At 71.8% G+C, this 22,403-nt stretch carries 22 protein-coding genes and 1 pseudogene; 11 read left to right on the forward strand and 12 right to left on the reverse strand.

Annotated features, from left to right (window positions below; genetic code table 11):
- Window positions 1-28: 28 nt before the first annotated feature.
- The 4 genes from MUY14_RS28575 to MUY14_RS28590 all read left to right on the forward strand — a co-directional run bounded on the left by MUY14_RS28575 (window position 29) and on the right by MUY14_RS28590 (window position 4,232).
- The gene (locus MUY14_RS28575) at window positions 29-379 is read left to right on the forward strand and encodes a hypothetical protein (RefSeq protein WP_247013710.1); all 351 of its coding nucleotides are present in this window, start codon (window positions 29-31) and stop codon (window positions 377-379) included.
- 100 nt (window positions 380-479) lie between these two features.
- Window positions 480-2,204: a cation acetate symporter gene (locus MUY14_RS28580; RefSeq protein WP_247013711.1), complete on the forward strand. Its 1,725-nt coding sequence runs from the start codon at window positions 480-482 to the stop codon at window positions 2,202-2,204.
- 73 nt (window positions 2,205-2,277) lie between these two features.
- A complete protein-coding gene (locus MUY14_RS28585; RefSeq protein ID WP_247013713.1) occupies window positions 2,278-2,625 on the forward strand; it encodes a DUF485 domain-containing protein in 348 nt (115 codons plus the stop codon).
- On the forward strand, window positions 2,622-4,232 hold the full coding sequence (locus tag MUY14_RS28590) for a cation acetate symporter (protein WP_247013715.1): 1,611 nt from the start codon (window positions 2,622-2,624) through the stop codon (window positions 4,230-4,232). The genes MUY14_RS28585 and MUY14_RS28590 overlap by 4 nt, the downstream gene beginning before the upstream one ends.
- A gap of 57 nt (window positions 4,233-4,289) precedes the next feature.
- Here the strand turns inward: MUY14_RS28590 and MUY14_RS28595 are convergent, their stop codons facing one another.
- A complete protein-coding gene (locus MUY14_RS28595) occupies window positions 4,290-5,027 on the reverse strand; it encodes an isocitrate lyase/phosphoenolpyruvate mutase family protein (protein WP_247013717.1) in 738 nt (245 codons plus the stop codon).
- Window positions 5,024-5,485, reverse strand: coding sequence for a carboxymuconolactone decarboxylase family protein (locus MUY14_RS28600; protein WP_247013719.1), 462 nt, complete (start codon window positions 5,483-5,485; stop codon window positions 5,024-5,026). The genes MUY14_RS28595 and MUY14_RS28600 overlap by 4 nt, the downstream gene beginning before the upstream one ends.
- 46 nt (window positions 5,486-5,531) lie before the next feature.
- Here MUY14_RS28600 and MUY14_RS28605 point away from each other — a divergent pair, with 46 nt between their 5' ends.
- Window positions 5,532-6,926: a PLP-dependent aminotransferase family protein gene (locus tag MUY14_RS28605; protein ID WP_247013721.1), complete on the forward strand. Its 1,395-nt coding sequence runs from the start codon at window positions 5,532-5,534 to the stop codon at window positions 6,924-6,926.
- 58 nt (window positions 6,927-6,984) lie between these two features.
- Here MUY14_RS28605 and MUY14_RS28610 read toward each other — a convergent pair whose 3' ends face one another.
- Together MUY14_RS28610 and MUY14_RS28620 are read right to left on the reverse strand one after the other, a co-directional pair.
- On the reverse strand, window positions 6,985-7,710 hold the full coding sequence (locus MUY14_RS28610) for a peptidylprolyl isomerase (protein WP_247013723.1): 726 nt from the start codon (window positions 7,708-7,710) through the stop codon (window positions 6,985-6,987).
- Between the two features lie 234 nt (window positions 7,711-7,944).
- Window positions 7,945-9,498, reverse strand: a pseudogene (locus MUY14_RS28620) (MFS transporter).
- A gap of 121 nt (window positions 9,499-9,619) precedes the next feature.
- On the opposite strand from MUY14_RS28620, the gene MUY14_RS28625 reads away from it, so the two are divergent.
- Window positions 9,620-10,291 carry a TetR/AcrR family transcriptional regulator gene (locus tag MUY14_RS28625; protein ID WP_247013724.1) on the forward strand — a complete coding sequence of 224 codons (672 nt, stop codon included), beginning with the start codon at window positions 9,620-9,622 and terminating at the stop codon, window positions 10,289-10,291.
- On the opposite strand, the gene meaB is transcribed toward MUY14_RS28625, so the two are convergent.
- Both meaB and MUY14_RS28635 read right to left on the reverse strand, forming a co-directional pair.
- Entirely contained in the window at window positions 10,288-11,253 is a 966-nt protein-coding gene (gene meaB, locus MUY14_RS28630; protein WP_247013725.1) for a methylmalonyl Co-A mutase-associated GTPase MeaB, read from the reverse strand. The two genes, MUY14_RS28625 and meaB, sit on opposite strands and share 4 nt — an antisense overlap.
- Window positions 11,254-12,441 (reverse strand): acetyl-CoA C-acetyltransferase, encoded by a 1,188-nt coding sequence (locus tag MUY14_RS28635; RefSeq protein ID WP_247013726.1) that lies wholly within the window; start codon window positions 12,439-12,441, stop codon window positions 11,254-11,256.
- Window positions 12,442-12,578: 137 nt separating this feature from the next.
- Between MUY14_RS28635 and mce the strand changes: the two genes are divergently transcribed.
- Complete coding sequence (mce, locus tag MUY14_RS28640; RefSeq protein ID WP_247013727.1) at window positions 12,579-13,034, forward strand: methylmalonyl-CoA epimerase; 456 nt, start codon at window positions 12,579-12,581, stop codon at window positions 13,032-13,034.
- A gap of 695 nt (window positions 13,035-13,729) precedes the next feature.
- On the opposite strand, the gene MUY14_RS28645 is transcribed toward mce, so the two are convergent.
- Together MUY14_RS28645 and MUY14_RS28650 are read right to left on the reverse strand one after the other, a co-directional pair.
- The gene (locus tag MUY14_RS28645; protein ID WP_247013728.1) at window positions 13,730-14,302 is read right to left on the reverse strand and encodes a TetR/AcrR family transcriptional regulator; all 573 of its coding nucleotides are present in this window, start codon (window positions 14,300-14,302) and stop codon (window positions 13,730-13,732) included.
- 19 nt (window positions 14,303-14,321) lie between these two features.
- Window positions 14,322-14,690, reverse strand: coding sequence for an SPW repeat protein (locus MUY14_RS28650; protein ID WP_247013729.1), 369 nt, complete (start codon window positions 14,688-14,690; stop codon window positions 14,322-14,324).
- Window positions 14,691-14,895: 205 nt separating this feature from the next.
- Here MUY14_RS28650 and ccrA point away from each other — a divergent pair, with 205 nt between their 5' ends.
- The 4 genes from ccrA (at window position 14,896) to MUY14_RS28670 (ending at window position 19,292) form a co-directional block, all read left to right on the forward strand.
- The gene (gene ccrA / locus MUY14_RS28655) at window positions 14,896-16,236 is read left to right on the forward strand and encodes a crotonyl-CoA carboxylase/reductase (RefSeq protein WP_247013730.1); all 1,341 of its coding nucleotides are present in this window, start codon (window positions 14,896-14,898) and stop codon (window positions 16,234-16,236) included.
- A gap of 164 nt (window positions 16,237-16,400) precedes the next feature.
- Window positions 16,401-17,603 carry a chromosome segregation protein gene (locus tag MUY14_RS28660; RefSeq protein ID WP_396126870.1) on the forward strand — a complete coding sequence of 401 codons (1,203 nt, stop codon included), beginning with the start codon at window positions 16,401-16,403 and terminating at the stop codon, window positions 17,601-17,603.
- Window positions 17,604-17,696: 93 nt separating this feature from the next.
- Window positions 17,697-18,149 carry a universal stress protein gene (locus MUY14_RS28665; protein ID WP_247013732.1) on the forward strand — a complete coding sequence of 151 codons (453 nt, stop codon included), beginning with the start codon at window positions 17,697-17,699 and terminating at the stop codon, window positions 18,147-18,149.
- Between the two features lie 3 nt (window positions 18,150-18,152).
- A complete protein-coding gene (locus tag MUY14_RS28670; RefSeq protein WP_247013733.1) occupies window positions 18,153-19,292 on the forward strand; it encodes an adenylate/guanylate cyclase domain-containing protein in 1,140 nt (379 codons plus the stop codon).
- Window positions 19,293-19,665: 373 nt separating this feature from the next.
- On the opposite strand, the gene paaE is transcribed toward MUY14_RS28670, so the two are convergent.
- Genes paaE through paaB form a run of 4 tightly spaced genes read right to left on the reverse strand, consistent with a single transcriptional unit; the run spans window position 19,666 to window position 22,337 of the window.
- Window positions 19,666-20,715 carry a 1,2-phenylacetyl-CoA epoxidase subunit PaaE gene (gene paaE / locus MUY14_RS28675; protein ID WP_247013734.1) on the reverse strand — a complete coding sequence of 350 codons (1,050 nt, stop codon included), beginning with the start codon at window positions 20,713-20,715 and terminating at the stop codon, window positions 19,666-19,668.
- A 1-nt stretch (window position 20,716) separates the two neighbouring features.
- The gene (paaD, locus tag MUY14_RS28680; RefSeq protein WP_247013735.1) at window positions 20,717-21,205 is read right to left on the reverse strand and encodes a 1,2-phenylacetyl-CoA epoxidase subunit PaaD; all 489 of its coding nucleotides are present in this window, start codon (window positions 21,203-21,205) and stop codon (window positions 20,717-20,719) included.
- Complete coding sequence (gene paaC, locus MUY14_RS28685) at window positions 21,199-22,056, reverse strand: 1,2-phenylacetyl-CoA epoxidase subunit PaaC (RefSeq protein ID WP_247013736.1); 858 nt, start codon at window positions 22,054-22,056, stop codon at window positions 21,199-21,201. Before paaC ends, paaD begins: the two co-directional genes overlap by 7 nt.
- Window positions 22,053-22,337, reverse strand: coding sequence for a 1,2-phenylacetyl-CoA epoxidase subunit PaaB (gene paaB / locus MUY14_RS28690; RefSeq protein ID WP_247025279.1), 285 nt, complete (start codon window positions 22,335-22,337; stop codon window positions 22,053-22,055). The genes paaC and paaB overlap by 4 nt, the downstream gene beginning before the upstream one ends.
- Between the last annotated feature and the right edge of the window lie 66 nt (window positions 22,338-22,403).

The following is a 22,403-nucleotide window of genomic DNA, read 5'->3' on the forward strand; positions in this document are numbered from 1 at the left end:
CCGCCTCCTACCTCCGGCCGGGCCCGCGATGAGCAAGATCCGCCGCGTCGCCGTCACCAGCCCGCAGACCCGCCTCGCCCACGCGCGCCGCCGCTCCCGCCACCGCTGGCGCCAATCCCGCCTCCCCGTCGGCGACACCCAGCGCGCCACCACCCTCTACCGCGCCCAGCGCCGCCGCGGCATCCCCGCCCTCGTCCTGATGTTCGCCCTGCTGCTCGGCCTCCCCGGCGTCTTCGCGCTCTTCCCCGCCCTGGACACCGTGCGCCTCCTCGGCATCCCCCTCTCCTGGCTGATGCTCGCTGTCCTCCCGTACCCCGCGATGGCCCTCCTCGCCCGCTGGCAGCTCCGCCGCGCCGAGCGCCTCGAGGACGACCGGTGACCCGCCTCCCCCTCCGGCCCCGAGCGCCCCAATGTGGCGTTCGGCGCGTTGAACGCCCCGAACGCCACATTGGGGCGCATGAAACCGGCGGAGCACGCTAGTGGGCATCGCGCTCGCCGTCGCCCCCGTCGTCCTCGTGACGCTGCTCATCGGCGTCCGCGGAGTCGCGGCGATGCGCACGACGTCCGACTTCCTGGTCGCCTCCCGCCGGATCTCGCCGCTGGTCAACTCGGCCGCCGTCTCCGGCGAATACCTGTCCGCGGCGAGCTTCCTCGGCGTCGCGGGCCTCGTCGTCAAGGACGGCATCGGTGCCCTCTGGTACCCGGTCGGCTTCACCGCAGGCTACATCGCGATGCTCGTCCTCGTCGCCGCCCCGATGCGGCGCTCGGGCGCGCTGACCGTCCCGGACTTCGCCGAAGCCCGGCTCAACTCCCCCGCGCTGCGCCGCCTCACCGCCGTCGTGGTCCTGGTGATCGGCACCATCTACGTCGTCCCGCAGTTCCGCACCGCCGGGCTGGTGCTCACCGCGGTCGGCGGCACGCCGTACTGGGTCGGCGTGGTCCTGGCGGGCGCCGCGGTCAGCGTCACGCTCGCGCTCGGCGGGATGCGCGCGGCGACCTACGTCCAGGCGTTCCAGTTCGTGCTCAAGCTGCTGCTGTTCCTCATCCCGGCGATCTGGCTCGTCCTCCAGGCGGGCGCGGTCAACCGGACCGACGCGCTCAACCCCGTCGAGTTCACCCACTTCGCCCGCGAAACCCCGGTGCGCTTCGAAGTCGACGTCACCATGGAGATCCGCGAGCCGACCCCGGTGCGGCGCAACGGCATCGGGGAAACTCTGCCGCCGGGTGAATTCACCACGCACAGCCAGGACGAGGTCGTGTTCGGCGCGGGCGCGGCGGTCCCGGCGGTCCGCGGCGGCGCCCCGCTCGGCGGCGCCGACTGGCAGCGGCCGCTGCTCGACCTCGGCGACCAGGGCTACCCGCTGCTCGGCACCTGGTCCGTGCTCATCGCGACCATGCTCGGCACGATGGGCCTGCCGCACGTGCTCATGCGCTTCCACACGAGCCCGGACGGCCGCGCCGCGCGCCGCACCGCCGCGATCACCGTGGCGCTGCTGGGGATCTTCTACCTCTTCCCCGGCATCTACGGCGTGCTCGGCCGGGTCCTCGTGCCCGGGCTGTACCTCTCCGGCGCGACGGACACGGTGGTCGTCGCGCTGCCGTACCAAGTGGACAGTGGCTGGGCCGGCGGTCTCTTCACGGCGTTGCTGACCGCGGGCGCGTTCGCCGCGTTCCTGGCGACGTCGCTCGGCCTGCTGCTGGTGATGTCCGGCGCCATCGCGCACGACCTCGTGCCCGGCGGGCTGCGCCGGCTGCGGATCGCGGTGTTCGGCGTCGCCGCGATCATGGTGCTGCTGGCGCTGCGCTCGGCCGAGCTCGACGCGGGGGTGCTCGTCACGTGGGGCTTCACCGTGGCCGCGTCGACGTTCTGCCCGCTGCTCGTGCTCGGCATCTGGTGGCCGCGGCTGACCGCGGCGGGCGGGATCGCCGGGGTGCTGACCGGGCTCGTCGCGTCGTCGGGCTCGATCCTGTTCGCCCTCGCCGGGCCGGACCTGCACGGCTGGGTGGCGATCTTGGTGCAGCAACCGGCACCCTGGTCGGTACCGCTGGCATTCGGCGCAATGGTGCTGGTCTCCCTGCGGGGCAGGCCACCCACCTGGTCGACGGCGGCGATGCTCCGGTTGCACCTGGACGAACCCCGTTCGACGGAACCGCGTGACCGTTCGTCAACCGTTCGTCGTCTGGCCCGGCTGTTGAGCCGCTGAATCTTCACGCGAGACTCACACGTCCCTACGGTGTCGCACGTCACTTTCCGCAGCGTCGCAGGGAGCAGCAGCGATGAGCACTACGGACACCGGCGGGCCCCCGGAAACGTCTGAGACGGTCTGGGAACACGCACACGACAGCACCGAGTTCCGGGAGCTGCGCAGCCGCCTGCGCCGGTTCGTCTTCCCCATGACGGCGTTGTTCCTGGTCTGGTACCTGCTGTACGTGCTGCTCGCGGACTACGCGCACGGCTTCATGAGCACCAAGCTCTTCGGGAACATCAACGTCGGGCTGGTCTTCGGCCTGCTGCAGTTCGTTTCGACGTTCGTCATCACCGGGTTGTACGTCCGCTACGCGAACCGGAAGCTCGACCCCGTGGCCGAGAAGATCCGGGAAGACATCGAGAAGGAGCAGGCATGACCGCGACCCTTGCCGCGAGCGTCGAGGGCAGCAACCCGCTCCTCAACATCGGCATCTTCGCCCTCTTCGTGCTCATCACGCTGGTGATCGTGTTCCGCGCCAGCCGCAACTCCAAGACGGCATCGGACTACTACGCCGCCGGCCGCGCCTTCACCGGCCCGCAGAACGGCGTCGCGATCTCGGGTGACTACCTTTCGGCGGCGTCGTTCCTCGGCATCGCCGGTGCCATCGCGATCAACGGCTACGACGGCTTCCTCTACTCCATCGGCTTCCTGGTCGCGTGGCTCGTCGCGCTGCTGCTGGTCGCGGAACTGCTGCGCAACACCGGCAAGTTCACGATGGGCGACGTGCTCGCGTTCCGCATGAAGCAGCGCCCGGTGCGGGCCGCGGCCGCGACGTCGACGCTGATCGTGTCGTTCTTCTACCTGCTGGCGCAGATGGCGGGCGCCGGCGGTCTCGTCGCGCTGCTGCTCGGCGTCGAAGGCTCCGGCGCGCAGGCGCTGGTCATCGCCGTGGTCGGCATCATCATGATCGCCTACGTGCTGATCGGCGGCATGAAGGGCACCACCTGGGTCCAGATCATCAAGGCCGCGCTGCTGATCGTCGGCGCGCTCGCGATGACGCTGTGGGTGCTGGGCAAGTACGGCTTCAACTTCTCCAGCCTGCTGCAGGCCGCCGTCGACAAGGCGGGGAAGGCCGGCGAGACGCTACTCGGCCCGGGCAAGCAGTACGGCGCCACCGGAACGTCCAAACTGGACTTCCTGTCCCTCGGCATCGCCCTGGTGCTGGGCACCGCCGGCCTGCCGCACGTCCTGATGCGCTTCTACACCGTGCCGACCGCCCGCGACGCGCGCCGCTCGGTCGTCTGGGCGATCGTGCTGATCGGCGTGTTCTACCTGTTCACGCTGGTGCTCGGCTACGGCGCCGGTGCGCTGGTCGGGCCGGACACGATCAAGAAGGCGCCCGGCGGGGTCAACTCCGCGGCGCCGCTGCTCGCGCTCGAACTGGGCGGGCCGGTGCTGCTGGGCCTGATCTCCGCGGTCGCGTTCGCCACGATCCTCGCGGTGGTCGCCGGCCTGACGATCACGGCGTCGGCGTCCTTCGCGCACGACGTCTACGCGAACGTCGTCAAGCGGGGCAAGACGTCGCCGGACGCCGAGGTCAAGGTCGCCCGGATCACCGCGCTGGTGATCGGCGCCCTCGCGATCGGCGGCGGCATCCTGGCCAACGGGCAGAACGTCGCCTTCCTGGTGGCGCTCGCCTTCGCGGTCGCGGCGTCGGCGAACCTGCCGACGATCCTGTACTCGCTGTTCTGGAAGCGGTTCAACACCCAGGGCGCGCTGTGGTCGATCTACGGTGGCCTGGCCATCACGATCGTGCTGATCGTCTTCTCGCCGGCGGTTTCCGGCAAGAGCACGTCGATGTTCAAGAACGCCGACTTCGCCTGGTTCCCGCTGAGCAACCCGGGCATCGTCTCGATCCCGGCCGCGTTCGTCCTGGGCTGGCTGGGCACGGTCCTGTCCAAGGAGCACGACGAGAAGAAGTACGCCGAGATGGAGGTCCGGTCGCTGACCGGCGCGGGTGCCGAGAAGGCCGTCGCGCACTGACCCCCCGAAACACCGAAGGCCGTCGTGAGTCACCCTCGCGGCGGCCTTCGGCCATTCTCAGTAGGGCAACTTGCCTTCGGCGACCCCGGAAAGGGCCGCTTCGAGCTGCTTGCGGGCGTACTGCCACAGCCCCCCGCCGAGCGAAATCCTCGCCACCCCCAGTCCGGCGAGGCCTTCGAGGTCCGGGCTGCCCGGCCACGCGGGCGCGTTGACGGCGCCGCCGACCCCCTGCACGAACTCCGCGATCAGCTCCGGCGTGCGCAGGTGGATCGGGTAGACGCAGTCGGCGCCCGCTTCGAGGTAGGCCTTCGCCCGGGCGACGCCGTCGGCCAGCGCTTCCTTCGCGTCGACGCCGCGGAAGGAGTCGACGCGGGCGTTGATCACCAGGCCGTCGCCCGCCGCCTCGCGCAGGGCGGCGATCCGCGCGGCCTGCTCGGCGACCGGCCGCACCCCGCCGGTGGCGTGGTCGGTGTCCTCGAAGTTGCAGCCGGCCGCGCCCGCGTCGGCCAGCCGTCCGGCGAGCTCGGCGCCGGACAGGCCGTAGCCCGACTCGGCGTCGACGGTCACCGGCACGCCGACCGCCTTGGCGATCCGCGCGGCGGCGGCGAACATCTCGTCCGCCGGCGCCTGCTCCCCGTCGGCGAACCCGAGCGCGGCCGCTGCGGCGACCGAACTGGTCGCGACGGCCGCGAACCCGGCGGCTTCGACGAGCTTGGCGGTATCGGCGTCCCAGGCGTTCGGCAGCACGAGCGGCTTGCCGGGAACGTGCAGCGCCTTGAGCGCGGCGGCGGTCACGAGTCCCGCTTCGGCAGTGGCGTGTGGCTGGTGATGGTCATCCGGTTCCAGCTGTTGATCGCGATGATCTCCCACGCCACCGCGCGGTACTGGTCTTCGGTGAACACCTGCGCGGCCTGCTCGTAGACGTCGTCGGGGACGGTCTGGGTCGCGGCCAGCTTGGTCATCGCTTCGGTGAGGGCGAGGGCGGCCTGCTCCTGCTCGGTGAACAGGTCCGTCTCGCGCCAGCCGTCGAGGACGAACAGCCGCCGCGGCGACTCGCCCAGCTCCAGGGCGTCGCGGGAGTGCATGTCGAGGCAGAACGCGCAGCCGTTGATCTGCGACGCGCGGGTCTTGACGAGTTCGAGGAGTTTCGGGTCGAGCCCGGCGTTGGCCCCGGCCTTGTTCACTTCGGCCTGCAGGTTCGCCATCGCCTGGTAGAGCTCGGGGGCGCCCCCGAGTCCGATTCGCTTGGTCATGACGTTCACGCTAGCCCGAACTGGTCCACGGGTATGGTCCAGTGACATGGCAGATATGTGGTCCAGTTCCGGCGTCGACGGCGGCCCGTCGAGCGGCCTGGACGTCCACCTCGATTGGCAGCCCGCCACCGGCCGGAGCGGCCTCGCGGCGGCGATCCGCGCGGCCATCCGCGAGGGCCGCTGGCAACCGGACGCGGCGGTGCCCTCGACCCGCGCGCTGGCCCAGGACCTGGGCGTCGCCCGCGGCACGGTCACGCGCGTGTACGCCGACCTGGCCGCCGAGGGCTACCTGCGCACGGCCCAGGGCGCACCGACCCGCGTCGCGACGGCCGGTTCGCTCCCCCAGTCCGCTCCGCGCCAAGCGCCCCGCGATCCCGCGCCCCGCTGGGACCTGCGGCCGGGCCGCCCGGACCTGACGGCGTTCCCGCGTCAGGCGTGGCTCAGCGCGACCCGCCGCGCCCTGCTGCGCACCCCGGCGTCGGCGTTCGGCTACGAGTCGGAGCTGGGCGCGCCGGAGCTGCGGGACACCCTCGCGGGCTACCTCGCCCGCGCCCGCGGGGTGGTGGCCGACCCGGCGCGAATCGTCGTCTGCCACGGGTATTCGCACGCCATCGCGGTGCTGTCCCGTGCTTTGTTCGGCTTGGGCGTCGGCGAAGTGGCGTTCGAAAACCCGTCACTGGGCATGTACCGCTCGATCGCGGCGGCCCAGGGCCCGCGGGTGGTCGGCGTGCCGGTCGACGAGCACGGCCTCGACGTGTCCGCTTTGGACAGTCCGGCCGTCGTCGTGACGGCGGCGCACCAGTACCCCACCGGCGTCACGCTCGCCCCGCACCGCCGGGCCGCGCTGACGCGCTCCGGCGCGTACGTGCTGGAGGACGACTACGACGGCGAGTTCCGGTTCGACCACCAGCAGGTCGGCGCGCTGCAGGCGCTGGCCCCGGAGCGGGTCGTCTACGCGGGAACGGCGAGCAAGACGCTCGCCCCGGCCCTGCGCCTGGCCTGGCTGGTGCTGCCGAGGTCACTGGTGGAACCGGTCCGCGCGGCGATGGCCGACAGCGGCTCCCGCCCGGCGGTGCTGAACCAGCTGGCCTTGGCGGAGCTGATCGACTCGGGCGCATACGACCGGCACGTCCGCCGCAGCCGCGCGGAGTACCGCTCGCGCCGCACCCGCCTGCTGGCCGCGTTGCCGGATTCGGTCCGCCCTGAGGGCATTTCGGCGGGGCTGCACCTGCTGCTGGTGCTGCCACCGGGCGGCCCGACGGAGACGCAGGCCCTCGCGGCCTGCCGCCGCCGAGCGATCGGCATCGAAGGCTTGGGCAGCCACTGGATGGACGCGAACCGCCCGGGCGGCCTGATCGTCGGCTACGCGGCCCCGGCGAAGCACGCTTTCGCCGGCGCGGCCCAGACGTTGATCGAGGCCCTGCACGAGATCACCAGCTGAGCTCTCCCTTCTCCGGTGAAGCCGCGGGCCACCCGGTCCGGATGGCCCGCGGACGTCATCAGAACCAGCAGTCCGGCCGGACCCGCAGCAGTTCGGTCCGCAGCACGGGCGTCCCGTCGACGGGCGCGGGATCCTCCGCCGTCGGCTCGATGCCACCGGCGGCGACCTTGTCGAGGGTCTTCAGCCCCTCGGCCCCGACGGTCCCGAACACGGTGTAGTTCGGCCGCAGCGCGGAATCGCCGTAGACGACGAAGAACTGCGAACCGTTGGTGTCCGGCCCCGCGTTGGCCATCGCCAGCAACCCGCGCGCGTACACCCGCCGCGCCCCGGTCGGGTCGGTCGGCGCCGGCGGCAGGTCCACCGGGAGCTCGTCCTTGTACTTGTAGCCCGGCCCGCCTTCCCCGGTCGCGCTCGGGTCGCCGCACTGCAGCACCTTCAGCGTCGGGTAGGCGGTGAGCCGGTGGCAGACGGTGTGGTCGTAGAACCGGTGCCGCGCGAGGTGCAGGAAGCTCTGCACGGTGCACGGCGCCTTCGCCCGGTCGAGCTTGAGCGGCAACGAACCCTGGCTGGTCGGGATCGCCACGCCGACCTTGCCGTGGTCCGGCGTCCACCGCGGATCGGGCGGCAGGGGCACCGGCCGCGACGCCGGTTCATCCGGCGTCTCGGTGTACTGACAAGGCCCATGCGTCGTCTTCGGCGGCGGCGCATCGGCCGCGGAGGCGACGCTGGTGCCCGCCGCGAACAACGCACCCACCGTCAGCGCGGTGACGAGTGTCTTCTTCATCCTGCACGCCCTCCCAGTGATCGCCCGTTTCCGGAGCGTCCCGCAGTCTAGGGCCCACCCCCGACAGGAATAACCGGCGAAAGTCGCCCGTGTCAGCCCATCGGGTGAACTCGCGGCGGGCACCCCCGGAAATTGTCGGACCCCCGGCGCACGATGGTGATCACGCGGCAGAGCGCCGCCCGGCGAAAGGGGCACGACGTGACCGGAACAGTTGGTGCAGCAGGGATTCGGCAGCTAGCGCAGGCAGTCGCCGGGTTCCTGCGCGCCGTGCGGGGACTCGCCCTGAGGACGCTGGCCGACGCGTTCGCCATTACGCGACAAGGGAAAGCGGCGAGTGGACGGCCCGGCCGCGGCCGGGCGAGAGCCGCGCCGGAAAGACCCCAGCACGATCAGGAAGGTGAGCACGATTCCCGCGGCGATGACGAACACCGCCGCCCGGATCCCTTCGCCGGTCGCGATCCTCAGCGCTTCGCCGTCCGGCCGCCGGGCGCCGGTGGTGGTGGCGATCAGGACGAGCACCGCGAGCCCGGCCGCCGCACCCACGCCGGAACCGGTGGTGACGATCCCCGAGGCGACACCCTGCCGGTGGCCGGGCACGCCCGTCGCCGCGGCGATGTACATGGCCGTGAAGACCATCCCGTCACCGACGCTGACCACGATCAAACCGGGCACCAGCCAGGCGTAGGAGCCGTCCGGCGTCAGCGCGAAGCCGAGCAGGCACGTGCCCACGGCGCCGGTGGCGAGCGCGCCGAGCAGGGTGCGCCGCACCCCGATCCGCGTCACGACCGGACCGGCCAGCACCGAGCCGGCGACCACGATCGCGGTCGGCAGCAGGAACCCGAGCCCGGTGGCCAGCGCGTCGTACCCCCACACGTCCTGGAAGTGGAGGGAGAGGAAGTACAGCAGCGATCCGAACGTGGCCGTGAACATGAACGCGACCACCAGGGCCAGGGCGAGACTCGGGGTGCGCAGCAGGCCGCGGGGCAGCAGCGGGTCCGCGCCGCGCCGCTCGATCACCGCGAAGGCCCCGAGCAGCAGGGCTCCCGCGACCAGGGAGGCCACGATCCCGGGCGAACCCCACCCCGCGTCCGGCCCCCGGACCAGCGCGAACGCCAGCAGGGTCACCGCACCGGTGACGCTCAGCGTGCCGGCCAGGTCGAATCGCCGGCTCCCCGCACGCGGCCGGTCGGCCGCGATGAGCACGAACGCCGGCACGATCGCGCAGCCGGCCAGCGGAACGTTGACGAAGAACACCGCCTGCCACCCGAAAGCCTGGGTGAGCACGCCCCCGAGCAGCACCCCGATGACCAGGCCGGCGGCCCCGGCTCCGCCCCACACGCTCAGCGCGCGATTGCGGTCGCGTCCCTCGGCGAAGGTCGTGTTGATGATCGCCAGGGTGGTGGGAAAGACCAGCGCGCCGCCCAGGCCTTGCAGCGCGCGGCCGGCGAGCTGCCACAGCGGCACCGTGGCCAGGCCCCCGAGCACCGAAGCGACCGCCTAAAGCGCCAGGCCGGCCACCAGCACCCGGCGCCGGCCGAGCAGGTCCGCGGCCCGCCCGCCGAACAGCAGGAAACCGCTGGAGGCGATCGCGTACGTGCTGATCACCGCTTGGAGCGTCTGGGCCGAGTACCCCAGATCCCGGCCGATCGCGGGCAGCGCGACCACGACGATGTACTGATCGAGCGAAACGATCAGCATCGCGAACGCCAGCAGCGCCAGCAGCGCACCGCGGTCCTCGTGGCGCGCCACCGCGGGGTGCACGGCGGTCAGCTCCGGCTCGAACAGCATGTGTGCCTCCCGATGGTCACGACTGGACGCTGCCGAACTGTACGCTTCAGTACATATGAACTCAACTGTTCAGTTCAGATGAACTGGACTGAGCAGTTCAGGAGGTCGCTATGCTGAGCGCATGACTGACACGCGACGGCGCACACCCACCGGCGAGCGCGCCGACCTCAAGCGGCGGGCGATCGTGGACGCCGCTCGCGAGGTCTTCCTCGCTCGCGGCTTCGAAGCCGGCATCGACGTCATCGCGCACCGGGCCGACGTCTCGAAGGTGACGATCTACAACCACTTCGGCAGCAAGAACGAGCTGTTCCACGCGGTCATCCACGACGCTCTCAAGGAGGCACTCCAGCAGTCGACGTCGGCGCTCGAGAAGAGCCTGGCCGAATCGGAGGACATCCGGGAGATCCTCGTGCGGACGGCGCGGGGGTGGGTGGCCGGGATGGCGCAGCCCCAGGTGCTCGCGCTGCGCGCGCTCGTCGCGAGCGAAGCACAGCGGTTCCCCGAACTCGGCCAGGCGTGGAAGGCCAACGGCCCCGACCTGACGTCGGCCATCCTCACCGAGGAGTTCCGCAGGCGCATCGACGCCGGCGAGCTCGAGATCCCCGACATCGAGCTGGCCCTGGTCCAGCTCTACGCCCTCGTCCTCTACCCGCACTTCACCCACGCCGCCTACGGCGAACGGATCGGAAAGGAGCGCACCCACGACCTGATCGACCGCGGCGTGGACATGTTCCTCGCCTACTACTCGGCCGGAGAGCGGAAAGCACAGTCCCCCGCCGGGCGACGGCGCTAGCTCCGCAGTTCCGCGATCAGCTCGTCCGCGGCGGCGAACGGATCCAGCTCCCGCGCCACGACCCGCTCGGCGACCTCGGTGAGCCGTCCCCCGCCGCGCAGGTCCACGAGCTCGGCTCGCACCTGCCGGAGTGCGATGGCTTCGACCTCGTCGCGTGCCCGGGCCGCCCGGCGCCGGGCCAGCTCGTCGTGGGCGACCAGCCACTCGTGGTGCGAAGCCAGCGCCTGCACCACTTCGTCGACACCCTCGCTCTTCGCCGCGACGGTCCGCACGATCGGCTGGCGCCAGCTCGCGCCCCGGATCTCCCGGCGCGCCAGGGAAATCATCTGCTTGAGGTCGTGCACCGTCGCGTCCGCGCCCTCGCGGTCGGCCTTGTTCACGACGAAGACGTCGGCGATCTCGAGCACCCCGGCCTTCGCGGCCTGGATCCCGTCACCCATCCCCGGGGCGAGCAGCACCACGGTGGTGTCGGCCAGCTTCACGACGTCCACTTCGGACTGTCCGACGCCGACGGTCTCGATCAGCACCACGTCGAACCCGGCGGCGTCGAGCACGCGCACGGCCTGCGGGGTCGCCCACGAGAGCCCGCCGAGGTGGCCGCGCGTGGCCATCGAGCGGATGAAGACGCCCGGGTCGGTGGCGTGCTCGGTCATCCGGATCCGGTCGCCGAGGAGTGCGCCGCCCGAAAACGGCGAAGACGGGTCGATCGCGAGCACCCCGACCCGCTTGCCCTCCGCGCGCAACGCGGTGAGCAGCGCCGAAGTCGAAGTCGACTTGCCGACGCCGGGCGGACCGGTGAGCCCGACGACCCGGGCCCGCCCGGCGTGCGGGGTCAGCGCCCGCGCGATTTCGGCGACGCGGGGGTGGGCGTCCTCGACGAGCGACAGCAGCCGCGCGACGGCACGGGGCTGCCCGTCCCGCGCGCGGCCGACCAGGTCGTCGAGGTCGAGGGAACCGGCCACTTACGCGGACGGCACCCGCAGCAGCAGGGCGTCGCCCTGGCCACCGCCACCGCACAGCGCGGCCGCGCCGAGGCCGCCACCGCGGCGGCGCAGCTCGTGGATCAGGTGCACGGCGAGCCGGGCCCCGGAGGCGCCGATCGGGTGGCCGAGCGCGATCGCGCCGCCGTTGACGTTGACCTTGTCCGCGTCGAGGCCGAGCTTCTCGGTCGAAACGAGTCCGACGGCGGCGAAGGCCTCGTTGATCTCGACGAGGTCGAGCGCGTCGGCGGTCAGCTTCTCCTTGGCCAGCGCGGCGAGGATGGCGTTCGACGGCTGCTCGTGCAGGCTCGCGTCCGGCCCGGCGACGACGCCGTGCGCGCCGATCTCGGCGAGCGGCGTGAGGCCGAGTTCCTCGGCCTTCGCCTTGCTGGCCACGATGACGGCGGCGGCGCCGTCGGAGATCTGCGAAGCCGAGCCCGCGGTGATGGTGCCGTCGGAAGCGAAGGCCGGGCGCAGCTTGGCGAGGCCCTCGGCGGTGGTGTCGGCGCGGACGCCCTCGTCGGTGTCGAAGACGACCGGGTCGCCCTTGCGCTGCGGGATGGCGACCGGCGCGATCTCGTCGGCGAAGTAGCCGTTCTTGATCGCCTCGGCGGCGCGCTGGTGGGAGCGGGCGGAGAACGCGTCCTGCTGCTCGCGGGTGACGCCGTAGCGGGAGTTGTACTTCTCCGTCGAGGAACCCATGGCGACCTGGTCGAAGGCGCAGAACAGGCCGTCGTAGGCCATGTGGTCGACGAGCGTGGTGTCGCCGTACTTGAACCCGGAGCGGGACTTCGGCAGCAGGTGCGGCGCCTGGGTCATCGACTCCTGGCCGCCCGCGACGACGAGGTCGAACTCGCCGGCCCGGATCAGCTGGTCGGCGAGCGCGATGGCGTCGAGGCCGGAGAGGCAGACCTTGTTGATCGTCAGCGCGGGCACGCTCATCGGGATGCCCGCGGCGACCGCGGCCTGGCGGGCGGGGATCTGGCCGGCGCCGGCGGTCAGCACCTGGCCCATGATCGTGTACTGGACCGCGTCCGGGGAGACCCCGGCGCGTTCGAGGGCCGCCTTGATCGCGAACCCGCCCAGCTGGGCTCCCGTGAAGTCCTTGAGGGAGCCGAGCAGGCGCCCGATCGGCGTACGGGCGGCACCCAGGATCACGGAACCGGACACGGCGTCCTCCAAGCATCGGCGCATGGGCAGTTTTGCCGACCATACCCGGGAGGCGGCCTTCTTGATGGAGCCAGTGTGAGGCGGGGCACGCGACGATTCCGCCTCGACGCCGCCCCGCGGCCCCCTATCCTGCCTCCATGAATGACGCCCTGCGGCCGTTCGTGACGGCCATCGACCACGTCGGCATCGCGGTCCCGGACCTGGACGCGGCCATCGAGTTCCATTGCGCGCACTTCGGCCTGGAGGTCGCGCACGAGGAGGTGAACGAGGAGCAGGGAGTACGCGAGGCGATGCTGCGCGCCCCCGGCACGGCGGGCACGGAGACCCAGATCCAGCTCCTGGCCCCCCTGCGCGACGACTCGGCGATCGGCAAGTTCCTGACCAAGAGCGGCCCGGGCCTGCAGCAGCTGGCGTACCGCGTGTCCGATGTGGACGCAGCGGCGGCGGTCCTGCGCGAGCAGGGTCTGCGCCTGCTGTACGAGGAGGCGAAGCGAGGCACGTCCAACAGCCGGGTGAACTTCGTCCACCCGAAGGACGCGGGCGGCGTCCTGGTGGAACTGGTGGAGCCGGCAAAGAACGGCGACGCACACTGAACCCCGAACCCGTTCCGGCATAACAACTCCGCCCGGCCCGGACCGCACCCGCCTGACACCCGGCCGGTCCCGGCGCCGGTCCGCGCACCGGGACCCGCCGGCGCCGGGCAGGTCTGCAGACCCACACCAGGATCCGCCGGAGCTGGGGCCGGTCCGCACGGGCGCGCCGAGATCTGCCGGCGCTGGGCCGGGCCGCACGGGTCTGGCCGGAACAGCGGGCGCCGACGGGCCGCGCCGGTACCTGCGGGCGCCCGCCCACCGCCCCATCGATGGTCGGGCCGGCACTGGTCCGCACGTCCGCGCCGGGATCCGCTGACGCCGACCCGTTCCGCGCGACCGCCCGGGATCCGCCGGTGCTGGGCCGGTCCGCGCGCCCTGGCAGGCATCCGGGGGCGCCGGCGGTCTGACCGGACCGGCACCGGGCCGCACAGCCGCGCCGGAACCCCGCCGCGCCGAGCTCGCCCGCACGTCCGCCCCGGAACCCTGCGCCGCCGAGCCCGCCCGCATGTCCGCGCCAGAACCCGCCGTACCAAGCCCGCCCGCACATCCGCGCCGGCACCCCGCCGCGCCGAGCCCGCCCGCACGTCCGCGCCGGAACCCCGCCGCGCCAAGGCCGCCCGCACACCCGCGGCGGAACCCGCCAGCGCCAAGCTCGCCCACACACCTGCGCCGGAACTCGCGCAGGCGCGGGGCCGCTAAGCCGGGGCCGCCTTCGAGGCGAGGGCGTCGGCGATGAACGTCAGCTCGCCGTCGAACTCGGCCGGCAGGTCGTCGTCCGAGTGGCGGGCTGTCGCGTGGCGGTGGCTGACCGCGCGGGCCAGCAAGCCCGATGCGCGCTCCACGTCCGCCGATGGGAGGCCGCCGCCGGTCGCCGCCAAGATCACCGCGCGGACCTGGCGGACCAGGAGCTGGAAGCGCTCGTGGAGGGCGTCGCGGACGACGTGGTGCGTGTCCGCCTCGCGCCACAACAGGTGTGACAAGCCCAACGACCGGCTGAAGCGGTGGTCGAGTTCGCGGACGAGCTTGCGCAGGCTGCCCGCCAGGTCGCCGGGGACGACGACCACCGCCGGCTCGATGCGCTCGTCCGGCAGGCGCTCGACGAGCGCCGTGAGCAGGTCCGGCTTGTGGCGGAAGTAGTAGTGCACCAGCCCCTTCGGCACTCCTGCCCGCTCCGCGATGCGGGACGTCGGGGTGGCGTCGAAGCCGGACTCGGCGAAGAGCGCCTCGGCGGCGCACAAGATGCGCTCCTTCGCCGAATCCTCGGTCATTCCGGTGCCTCCTACAGCGTCAGTGCTGGCCTGCCGTGCGGTGCGCGGCGGTCGCGACCGGCATCGCCGCCGCGCCGGCGATGACCACCAGCACCCCGGCGATCCAGGACGTCCAGGAAGCGCCGTTGAACTCGGTGTACCCCATCACCCACGGCGCGATGAACAGCAGCACGCCGAGCGCGATCTGGATGCCTTCGCCGTAGACCATGCCCGGCATGGCCAGCGAGACCAAGCCGTCGAGTGCGATCAAGGCGCCCAGGACGACCATCGTCCACATCGCGGTCGAGTCCGTGCTCAGCCAAAGGGGTGAAAGAGCGGCGACCACCCCGATGACGACCTCGGCCCAGTCGTGCGGCCGGGCCCAGGCGCGCGTAGAGACTTCACTCATTCGTGCTCACCTCCGTCGGTGAAACTGCTGGTCGGGTGGGTGTACCCAGCGCCGATGATCCGCTTGACTGGCCAGCCGGTCAAGATAGTCCGGTCACAGTTCGACGTGTAATGGTGCTGTCCGTCTCGTACAGTTGTGGACGCGAGTTACCGGCGAGTAATTTCTGCCGCCAACGCCGTTGACCCCCATCTCCGCGGAGGAACCGATGACGCAGCTCGGCGAGATCCAGCAGGCCATCCTGAACGGCGAGTCCGCCGCCCTCGGCTCGTTGCCCGTGCCCGAGAGCTACCGCGGGGTGACCGTCCACGCCGACGAGGTCGACATGTTCGAAGGCCTCGAAAGCCGGGACAAGGACCCGCGCAAGTCGCTGCACGTCGACGAGGTCGCCGTCCCCGAACTCGGGCCCGGCGAAGCACTGGTCGCGGTGATGGCGAGCGCGATCAACTACAACACCGTGTGGACGTCGATCTTCGAGCCGATCCCCACGTTCAAGTTCCTCAAGAAGTACGGCAAGCTCTCGCCGCTGGCCAAGCGGCACGACCTGCCCTACCACGTCGTCGGGTCCGACCTCTCCGGCGTCGTCCTGCGCACCGGCGTCGGCGTGCACAACTGGAAGCCCGGCGACGAGGTCGTCGCGCACTGCCTCAACGTCGAGCTCGAGAGCCCCGACGGGCACAACGACACGATGCTCGACACCGAGCAGCGGATCTGGGGCTTCGAGACCAACTTCGGCGGCCTCGCCGAGATCGCCCTGGTCAAGGCCAACCAGCTGATGCCGAAGCCGGACCACCTCACCTGGGAAGAGGCCGCTTCACCCGGACTGGTGAACTCCACCGCCTACCGGCAGCTGGTCTCGCGCAACGGCGCCGACATGAAGCAGGGCGACGTCGTCCTGATCTGGGGTGCCTCGGGCGGCCTCGGCTCCTACGCGACGCAGTACGCGCTCAACGGCGGCGCCATCCCCGTCTGCGTCGTCTCCAGCCCGGAAAAGGCCGCGATCTGCCGCAAGCTCGGCGCCGAGCTGATCATCGACCGCAGTGCCGAGGACTACAAGTTCTGGAAGTCCGACACCGAGCAGGACCCGAAGGAGTGGCAGCGCTTCGGCGCCAAGATCCGCGAGCTGACCGGCGGCGACGACCCCGACATCGTGTTCGAGCACCCGGGCCGGGAAACCTTCGGCGCGTCGGTCTACGCCGCGCGCAAGGGCGGCACGATCGTCACCTGCGCGTCGACCTCGGGCTACATGCACCAGTACGACAACCGCTACCTGTGGATGAACCTGAAGCGGATCATCGGCTCCCACTTCGCGAACTACCGCGAGTCCTGGGAAGCGAACCGGCTGATTGCGAAGGGGCTGATCCACCCGACGCTGTCCAAGACCTACTCCCTGGAAGAGACCGGGCAGGCCGCGCTGGACGTGCACCGCAACGCCCACCAGGGCAAGGTCGGCGTGCTCGCGCTCGCCCCGCAGGAGGGCCTCGGCGTCCGCGACGAAGAGAAGCGGGCGAAGCACATCGACGGGATCAACGCCTTCCGCGGCGCCTGAAACCGGCCGCACGCAGGCGATCCCGGCCGCCGGGTCGCCCGCGTGCGGCAAGATCCTCTCGCCGCGCCACGCGGCTCGTTCGGCGCACCGCACGGGTGCTCACCCTTCCGTGACCCGGCTGCGACTACGGTAGGCGCATGAGCCTTGGCGATGAACGGGAGCTTGTGCCGCTGGGAGCCGGCTTCGACGTGGCGAAGCGCGGGTACAGCCGAGCACAGGTCGACGAGCACCTCGAACGGCTGGACGCCGACCTGAAGATGCTCACCGCGGACCGGGACGCCGCCATCGCGCAGGCCGGCGACCTGGCTCGCCAGCTGGAGATCGCGCGCGGCGAGATCGCGGACCTGCGCGGGCAGGTCGACCGGCTCGCCCAGCCGCCGACGAGCGTCGAAGGCCTGTCCGAGCGGCTGCAACGGATGCTGCGCCTCGCGCAGGACGAGTCCGCCGACACGCGCGCCCGCGCCGAAGCCGAGGCCGGGCACATCCGGGCCAAGGCCGAGACGGACGCCAGCGCCATGCGCGCCCGCTACGAGCAGCTGCTCACCGAGCTCGACCTGCGGCGCAAGGAGATGGAAGCCGAGCACCGCAAGGTCCTCGAAGACGCCCGCGCGCAGGCCAAGGAGATCACCGACAAGGCCGAGGCGGAGCGCAAGCGCCTCGACACCGAGTCGCAGGACCGCCGCACCAAGGTCGAAGAAGACTTCGAGATCGCGATGGCCTCGCGCCGCACCGAGGCGATGCGCGTGCTGGCCGAGCAGGAGGCGGCGAGCAAGGCCGAGGCCGCGCGGCGCGTCCAGGAAGCCACGCAGGACGCCGCCGACATCCGCGCGAAGATCATCGAAGAGGAGAAGTCGGCGAAGGCCGACATCGACCGCCGCCAGCGGGAGTCGGTCGCGGACGCGAACAAGCGCCGCCAGGACTCGATCACCGAGGCGAACGCCCGGCTCGCGGAGGCCGCCGACGAGGCGCGCCGCCGCGTGACGACGGCGACCGACGAGTCGAACCGGCGGATCACCCAGGCCAACGAGCGGGTCGACGCGCTGCGCAAGGTCCGCGGCGGGCTGGCCGAGCAGGTCCGCGCGGCACGGGCGGTGCTGGCCGAGGCGCACACCGTCCTCGGCGACGAGGTCAAGGTGCCCGCGGACGTCACGGCCGACCTCAAGGCGTCCGACCTCAAGGTCGAGAAGCCGGCGGCCGGCACCGGGAAGACGGCGCCGGTGGGCGACGTCGAGGAAACCATCCGGATCAAGGCGTCGGACGTGCCGAAGCCGCAACCGGCGCCCAAGCAGGCTCCCAAACAGGCCCCCAAGCCGGCGCCGAAGCCGACTCCGCGGGCAAGCGGAGCGCAGAAAGCGACTGGCGAGTAACCTTCCACCCGACACGGGCGCGGACGAGCCGGCACGGTCGGTACCGACCGGCTATCGTCCCTGCTCACGCGGGATCACCTGGAGGTTTTGCGCATGGGTGCGGCATATCGGACCGTGGTGGTGGGCACGGACGGCTCGGAGTCTTCGTTCGCGGCGGTGGACCGCGCGGCGGCGGTGGCCGGCGACGCGGGCGCCACGCTCGTCATCGCGTGTGCGTTCTACCCGGCCAGTCAGTCCGACGTCGACAAGGCCCAGGACGCCCTCGGTGACGAGGCGTACCAGGTCGTCGGCTCGGCTCCGGCCGAGGACACCCTGCAGTCGGCGCGGGACCGCGCGACGAAGGCCGGGGCGGAGAAGATCGACACGGTCGCGGTGAAGGGCGACCCGGTCGACTCGCTGCGCAAGGTGGTCAAGGAGCGCGAGGCCGACCTGCTGGTCGTCGGCAACCGCGGCCTCAACACGATCGCCGGCCGGATCCTGGGCTCGGTGCCGTCCGAGGTGGCGCGCAAGTCCGGCGTGGACGTGCTGATCGTCCACACGACCTGAGCCGTGACCGATCCGAGCGAGGAGCTTCAGCAGCGGCTCGAACGCGTCCTGCTCGGCGGCAGGCGGAAGTACACCCGGCTCGAAGTGGCCGAGAAGGCCGGCGTGCCCGACGAACGGTCACGCCGGCTCTGGCGCGCGCTGGGTTTCGCGACGGTGCGCGACGACGAGGTGGTCTTCACCGACGCCGACGTCGAAGCCATGCGGACGGCCGACCAGCTGGTCCAGTCGGGCCTGATCGACCCGAGCATCGAGGTCTCGGTGACGCGCGCGCTCGGCCAGCACCTGTCGCGGCTGGCCGAGTGGCAGGTCGACATGCTGTGGGAGCTGATCCGGGAGCAGCCGGAGCTGGGCCGCAGCGAACGCCAGGTGACCCGCCTGGTCGACCGGCTGCTGCCGGAGCTGGAGCGGGTCCAGAACTTCGTCTGGCGCCGCCACCTGGCGGCCTACGCCGGCCGCGCGTTCGCGGCCTCGGGCGACAACGTCGAGGCGCGCACCCAGGTCGTGGGGTTCGTGGACATGGTCGGCTACACGCGGCTGACCCGCCAGATCGACGAGGAAGAGCTGAGCCGGGTCCTCGACGCGTTCGAGACGCTGGCCACCGAGGTGATCGCCGAGCACCACGGCCGCGTGGTGAAGATGATCGGCGACGAAGTCCTGTTCGTCGCGGACTCGGCACCCGACGCGGCGGAGATCGCACTGGCCCTGACCGAGCGCACGTCGGCGGACGACAGCCTCCCGGCGGTCCGCGCGGGCATGGCGTCGGGCCGCATCCTGTCCCGCTTCGGCGACGTCTACGGCTCGGTGGTCAACCTGGCCGCCCGCCTGACGTCGGTGGCCCGCCCGGGCACGATCCTGGTCGACCGCGAACTGGCCGCGGAGCTCGCGGACGAGAAGGCGTACGAACTCCGCCTCCGCCGTCCGGTGACGGTCCGCGGCTACAACCGCCTCCGCCCGGCAGCGCTGCGGCGATCGAGCGAGGCCCCGACGGGGATGTTCGCGAGTTCGCAGCAGCTGGCGGCGGAGATGCTGGGCCTGACGGACCCGCTCGCCCGGGAAGCGGCGCCGGAGGAGCGAGCGGACCCGCCACCCGAGGACCAGGTGACGGACCCGAAGCCACGCCGCCGCCGTCGCCGCGGCCGCTGACTCCTGGCTGATTCCATGGGAGTGATCTGCCGGATTCGGCAGCTCGGACGCGGCTCACGACGCAGTACGGAGAGCCGCTACGGGCAAGCCCGAGGAGGAACTGCTCGAGCGGTATTCGAGCGAGCAGGGCCACCGCCGGGAGCGTGAACCGATCCGCCCCGGCCTCAGCCGACGACCCGGGCACGCCACCCGAGGACCAGGTGACGGGCCCGAAGCCACGCCGCCACCGCTGACCGGCCGGCGCAGGCCCCCGCCGCTCCCTTGGGGGGCGTCCCCAGATCCACTCTATCGGCGGCAGCCGACAAAACCCGCCGGCAGACCGTTTGCCGGCCTGGTTGACCACAAGTGGCCGCGCCTGTGGACGACCGAAGTCTCAGGCGTCGAAGTCGACCGTGATCTCCTCCGAGACCGGGTACGACTGGCACGTCAGCACGAAGCCCGCCTCGACCTCCGCCTCCTCCAGCGCGAAGTTGCGGCGCAGATCCACCTTGCCGTCCGTCACCCGGGCCCGGCAGGTGCCGCACACGCCGCCCTTGCAGGCGAACGGCAGATCCGGGCGGAACTTCTGGGCGCCGTCCAGGACCGACGTCGTCCGGGGCAGGGTCATCGTCGACGAACGGCCGTCCAGGACCACGCGGACCTCGGAGGACTCGCCCGCCACGTCCGGGTCGAGGTGCGTCACCGGCTCCGGTGGGGTGTCGACGTAGAACAGCTCCTGGTGGATCCGCGACCGCGGCACGTCCAGCGACGTCAGCAGCTCCTGCGCGCCCGTCACCATCTCGAACGGGCCGCACAGCCACCAGTGGTCCACCGACGACACCGGAACCAGCGACGAGAACAGCGCACGCAGCTTCGGCACGTCCAGGCGCCCGGTGAACAGCTCCGCCTCGCGCGGTTCGCGCGAGAGCACGTGGATCAGCTCCAGGCGCGCGGGTGCGCGGTCCTTCAGGTCCGCCAGCTCGTCGGCGAACATCACCGTGTCCGTGCGGCGGTTGCCGTACAGGACCGTCACCGTCGCGTCCGGGGTGTCCAGCAACGACGCCACGATCGACAGCACCGGGGTGATGCCCGAGCCCGCCGCGATCAGGACGTGGTGGCCGCCCGCCGACAGGTCCGGGGTGAACGATCCGGTGGGGGTGGCCACGTCGATCGTGTCGCCCGCGCGGACCTCGTTCACCAGCCAGGACGAGAACAGGCCGTCCGGGACCAGGCGGACGCCCACCCGGGGTGCCGTGCCCGCCTCCGCGCAGATCGAGTACGACCGGCGCTCGTCGCGGCCGTCGACCGACCGGCGCAGGGTCAGGGACTGGCCCGGTTTGAACGCGAACTCGGCGGACAACGCGGGGGGCACGTCGAACGTCACGGCGACCGCGTCGTCGCACAACCGCGTGACGCCCGCGACCTTCAGGGGATGAAACGCCACCTCAGATCTCCTTGACGTGTTCGAACGGCTCGGCGCACGAACGGCAGCGCCGCAGCGCCTTGCACGCCGTCGCGCCGAAGCGGGATTGCTCCTCCGTGTCCGCCGACCCGCACAACGGGCAACGAACGGAAGACACCGGCGCCGACAGCGTCAGCGGGATCGGGCCGGTCCGCCGGGGCGCCGCACCCGGTGGGGCGATCCCCGCCGAGGCCAGCTTTTCCCGGCCGGCGGCCGAAATCCAGTCCGACGTCCACGCCGGCGCCAGCTGCGTCCGGATCTCGACGTCCGCGAAGCCCGCCGAAAGCAGCGCGTGCTCCAGGTCGTCGCGCATGGTGTCCATCGCCGGGCAGCCGGTGTAGGTCGGCGTGATCGCCACGACCACGCGGCCCTCGTCCTCGGACACCGAGCGCAGCACGCCCAGGTCCGCGAGCGTCAGCATCGGCAGCTCGGGGTCGGTCACCGTGGCCGCGACGGCCGCCGCGGTCACCACTTCGCGTCCGGCATCGCGCGGGCGACGCTCTGCAGCTCCGCCAGCAGGAACCCCATCTGCTCGGTGTGGACGCCGTCGCGGCCCGTGCGGCCCGAGACGCCGGCCAGCTCACCGGCGGCAGGCCGGGAAAGCGTTGCCGCCGTGAGGGCCTGGTCCAGCACCGCGTCGAACTCGGGCCGCAGCGAAGCCGCGTCCACCAGCTCGTCCGGGTGCGTGCGGAACAGTTCCCCGACGTACGGCCAGACCGCGTCGAGGCCTTCCTGCATCCGCTCGTGCGACAACGGCGTGCCGTCGCCGAGGCGGACGAGCCACTGCGCCGCGTAGTCGCGGTGGTAGGTCAGCTCCTTGACGCCCTTGTCCGCGATCGCGGCCAGCACCGGGTCCACCGACGTCACCAGCCGCTGCAGCAGCGCCAGCCGCCACGTCGAGAACACGAACAGCCGCGCGATCAGGTGCCCGAAGTGGCCGCCGCCGAGCTCCGCGAGCCGGACGTTGCGGAACTCGTTTTCCGCGCGCAGGAAAGCGAACGAGTCTTCGGTGCGCGACGAGCCGTCGGCCTTGCCGGCGCGGGCGAGCAGCAGCCGCGCCTGGCCCAGCAGGTCGAGGCCGATGTTGGCGATCGCGACCTCGTCCTCCAGCTCGGGCGCGTTCGTGCACCACTCCTGCAGCCGGTGGGAAAAGATCAGCGCGTCGTCACCGAGCATCAGGCAGTAGGCGGCCAGCCGCGCACCGTCCACTCCGGACGGCACCGAGGTGTCCACTCCGGACAGCGGGTCCTCGAAGCCGGTGCCGAACGCCCAGCGGGCGTCGTTCTCCTCGGTCAGCGACTCGTACACGTTGTCGAAACTCATATGTGCGGCACCTCCTCGGGGATGTCGTAGAACGTCGGGTGCCGGTAGACCTTGTCGCCGCTGGGCGCGAAGAACGGGTCCTTCTCGTCCGGCGACGACGCCGTGATGTCCGCGGCACGCACGACCCAGATCGACACGCCTTCGTTGCGCCGCGTGTAGAGGTCACGCGCGTGGTGCAGCGCCATCTCGTCGTCGGCCGCGTGCAGCGAGCCGACGTGCACGTGGTTCAGGCCGCGCTTGCCGCGGACGAACACCTCGTACAGCGGCCAGTCGTGCTTCACCGGGCCCGGTGCGGCGGGCACGCCCTCCAGCGGGACGGCGCCGTGGCCGCCTTCGGCCGTCAGGTC

This window comes from Amycolatopsis sp. FBCC-B4732 (assembly GCF_023008405.1).
Classification (GTDB): Bacteria; Actinomycetota; Actinomycetes; order Mycobacteriales; family Pseudonocardiaceae; genus Amycolatopsis; species Amycolatopsis pretoriensis_A.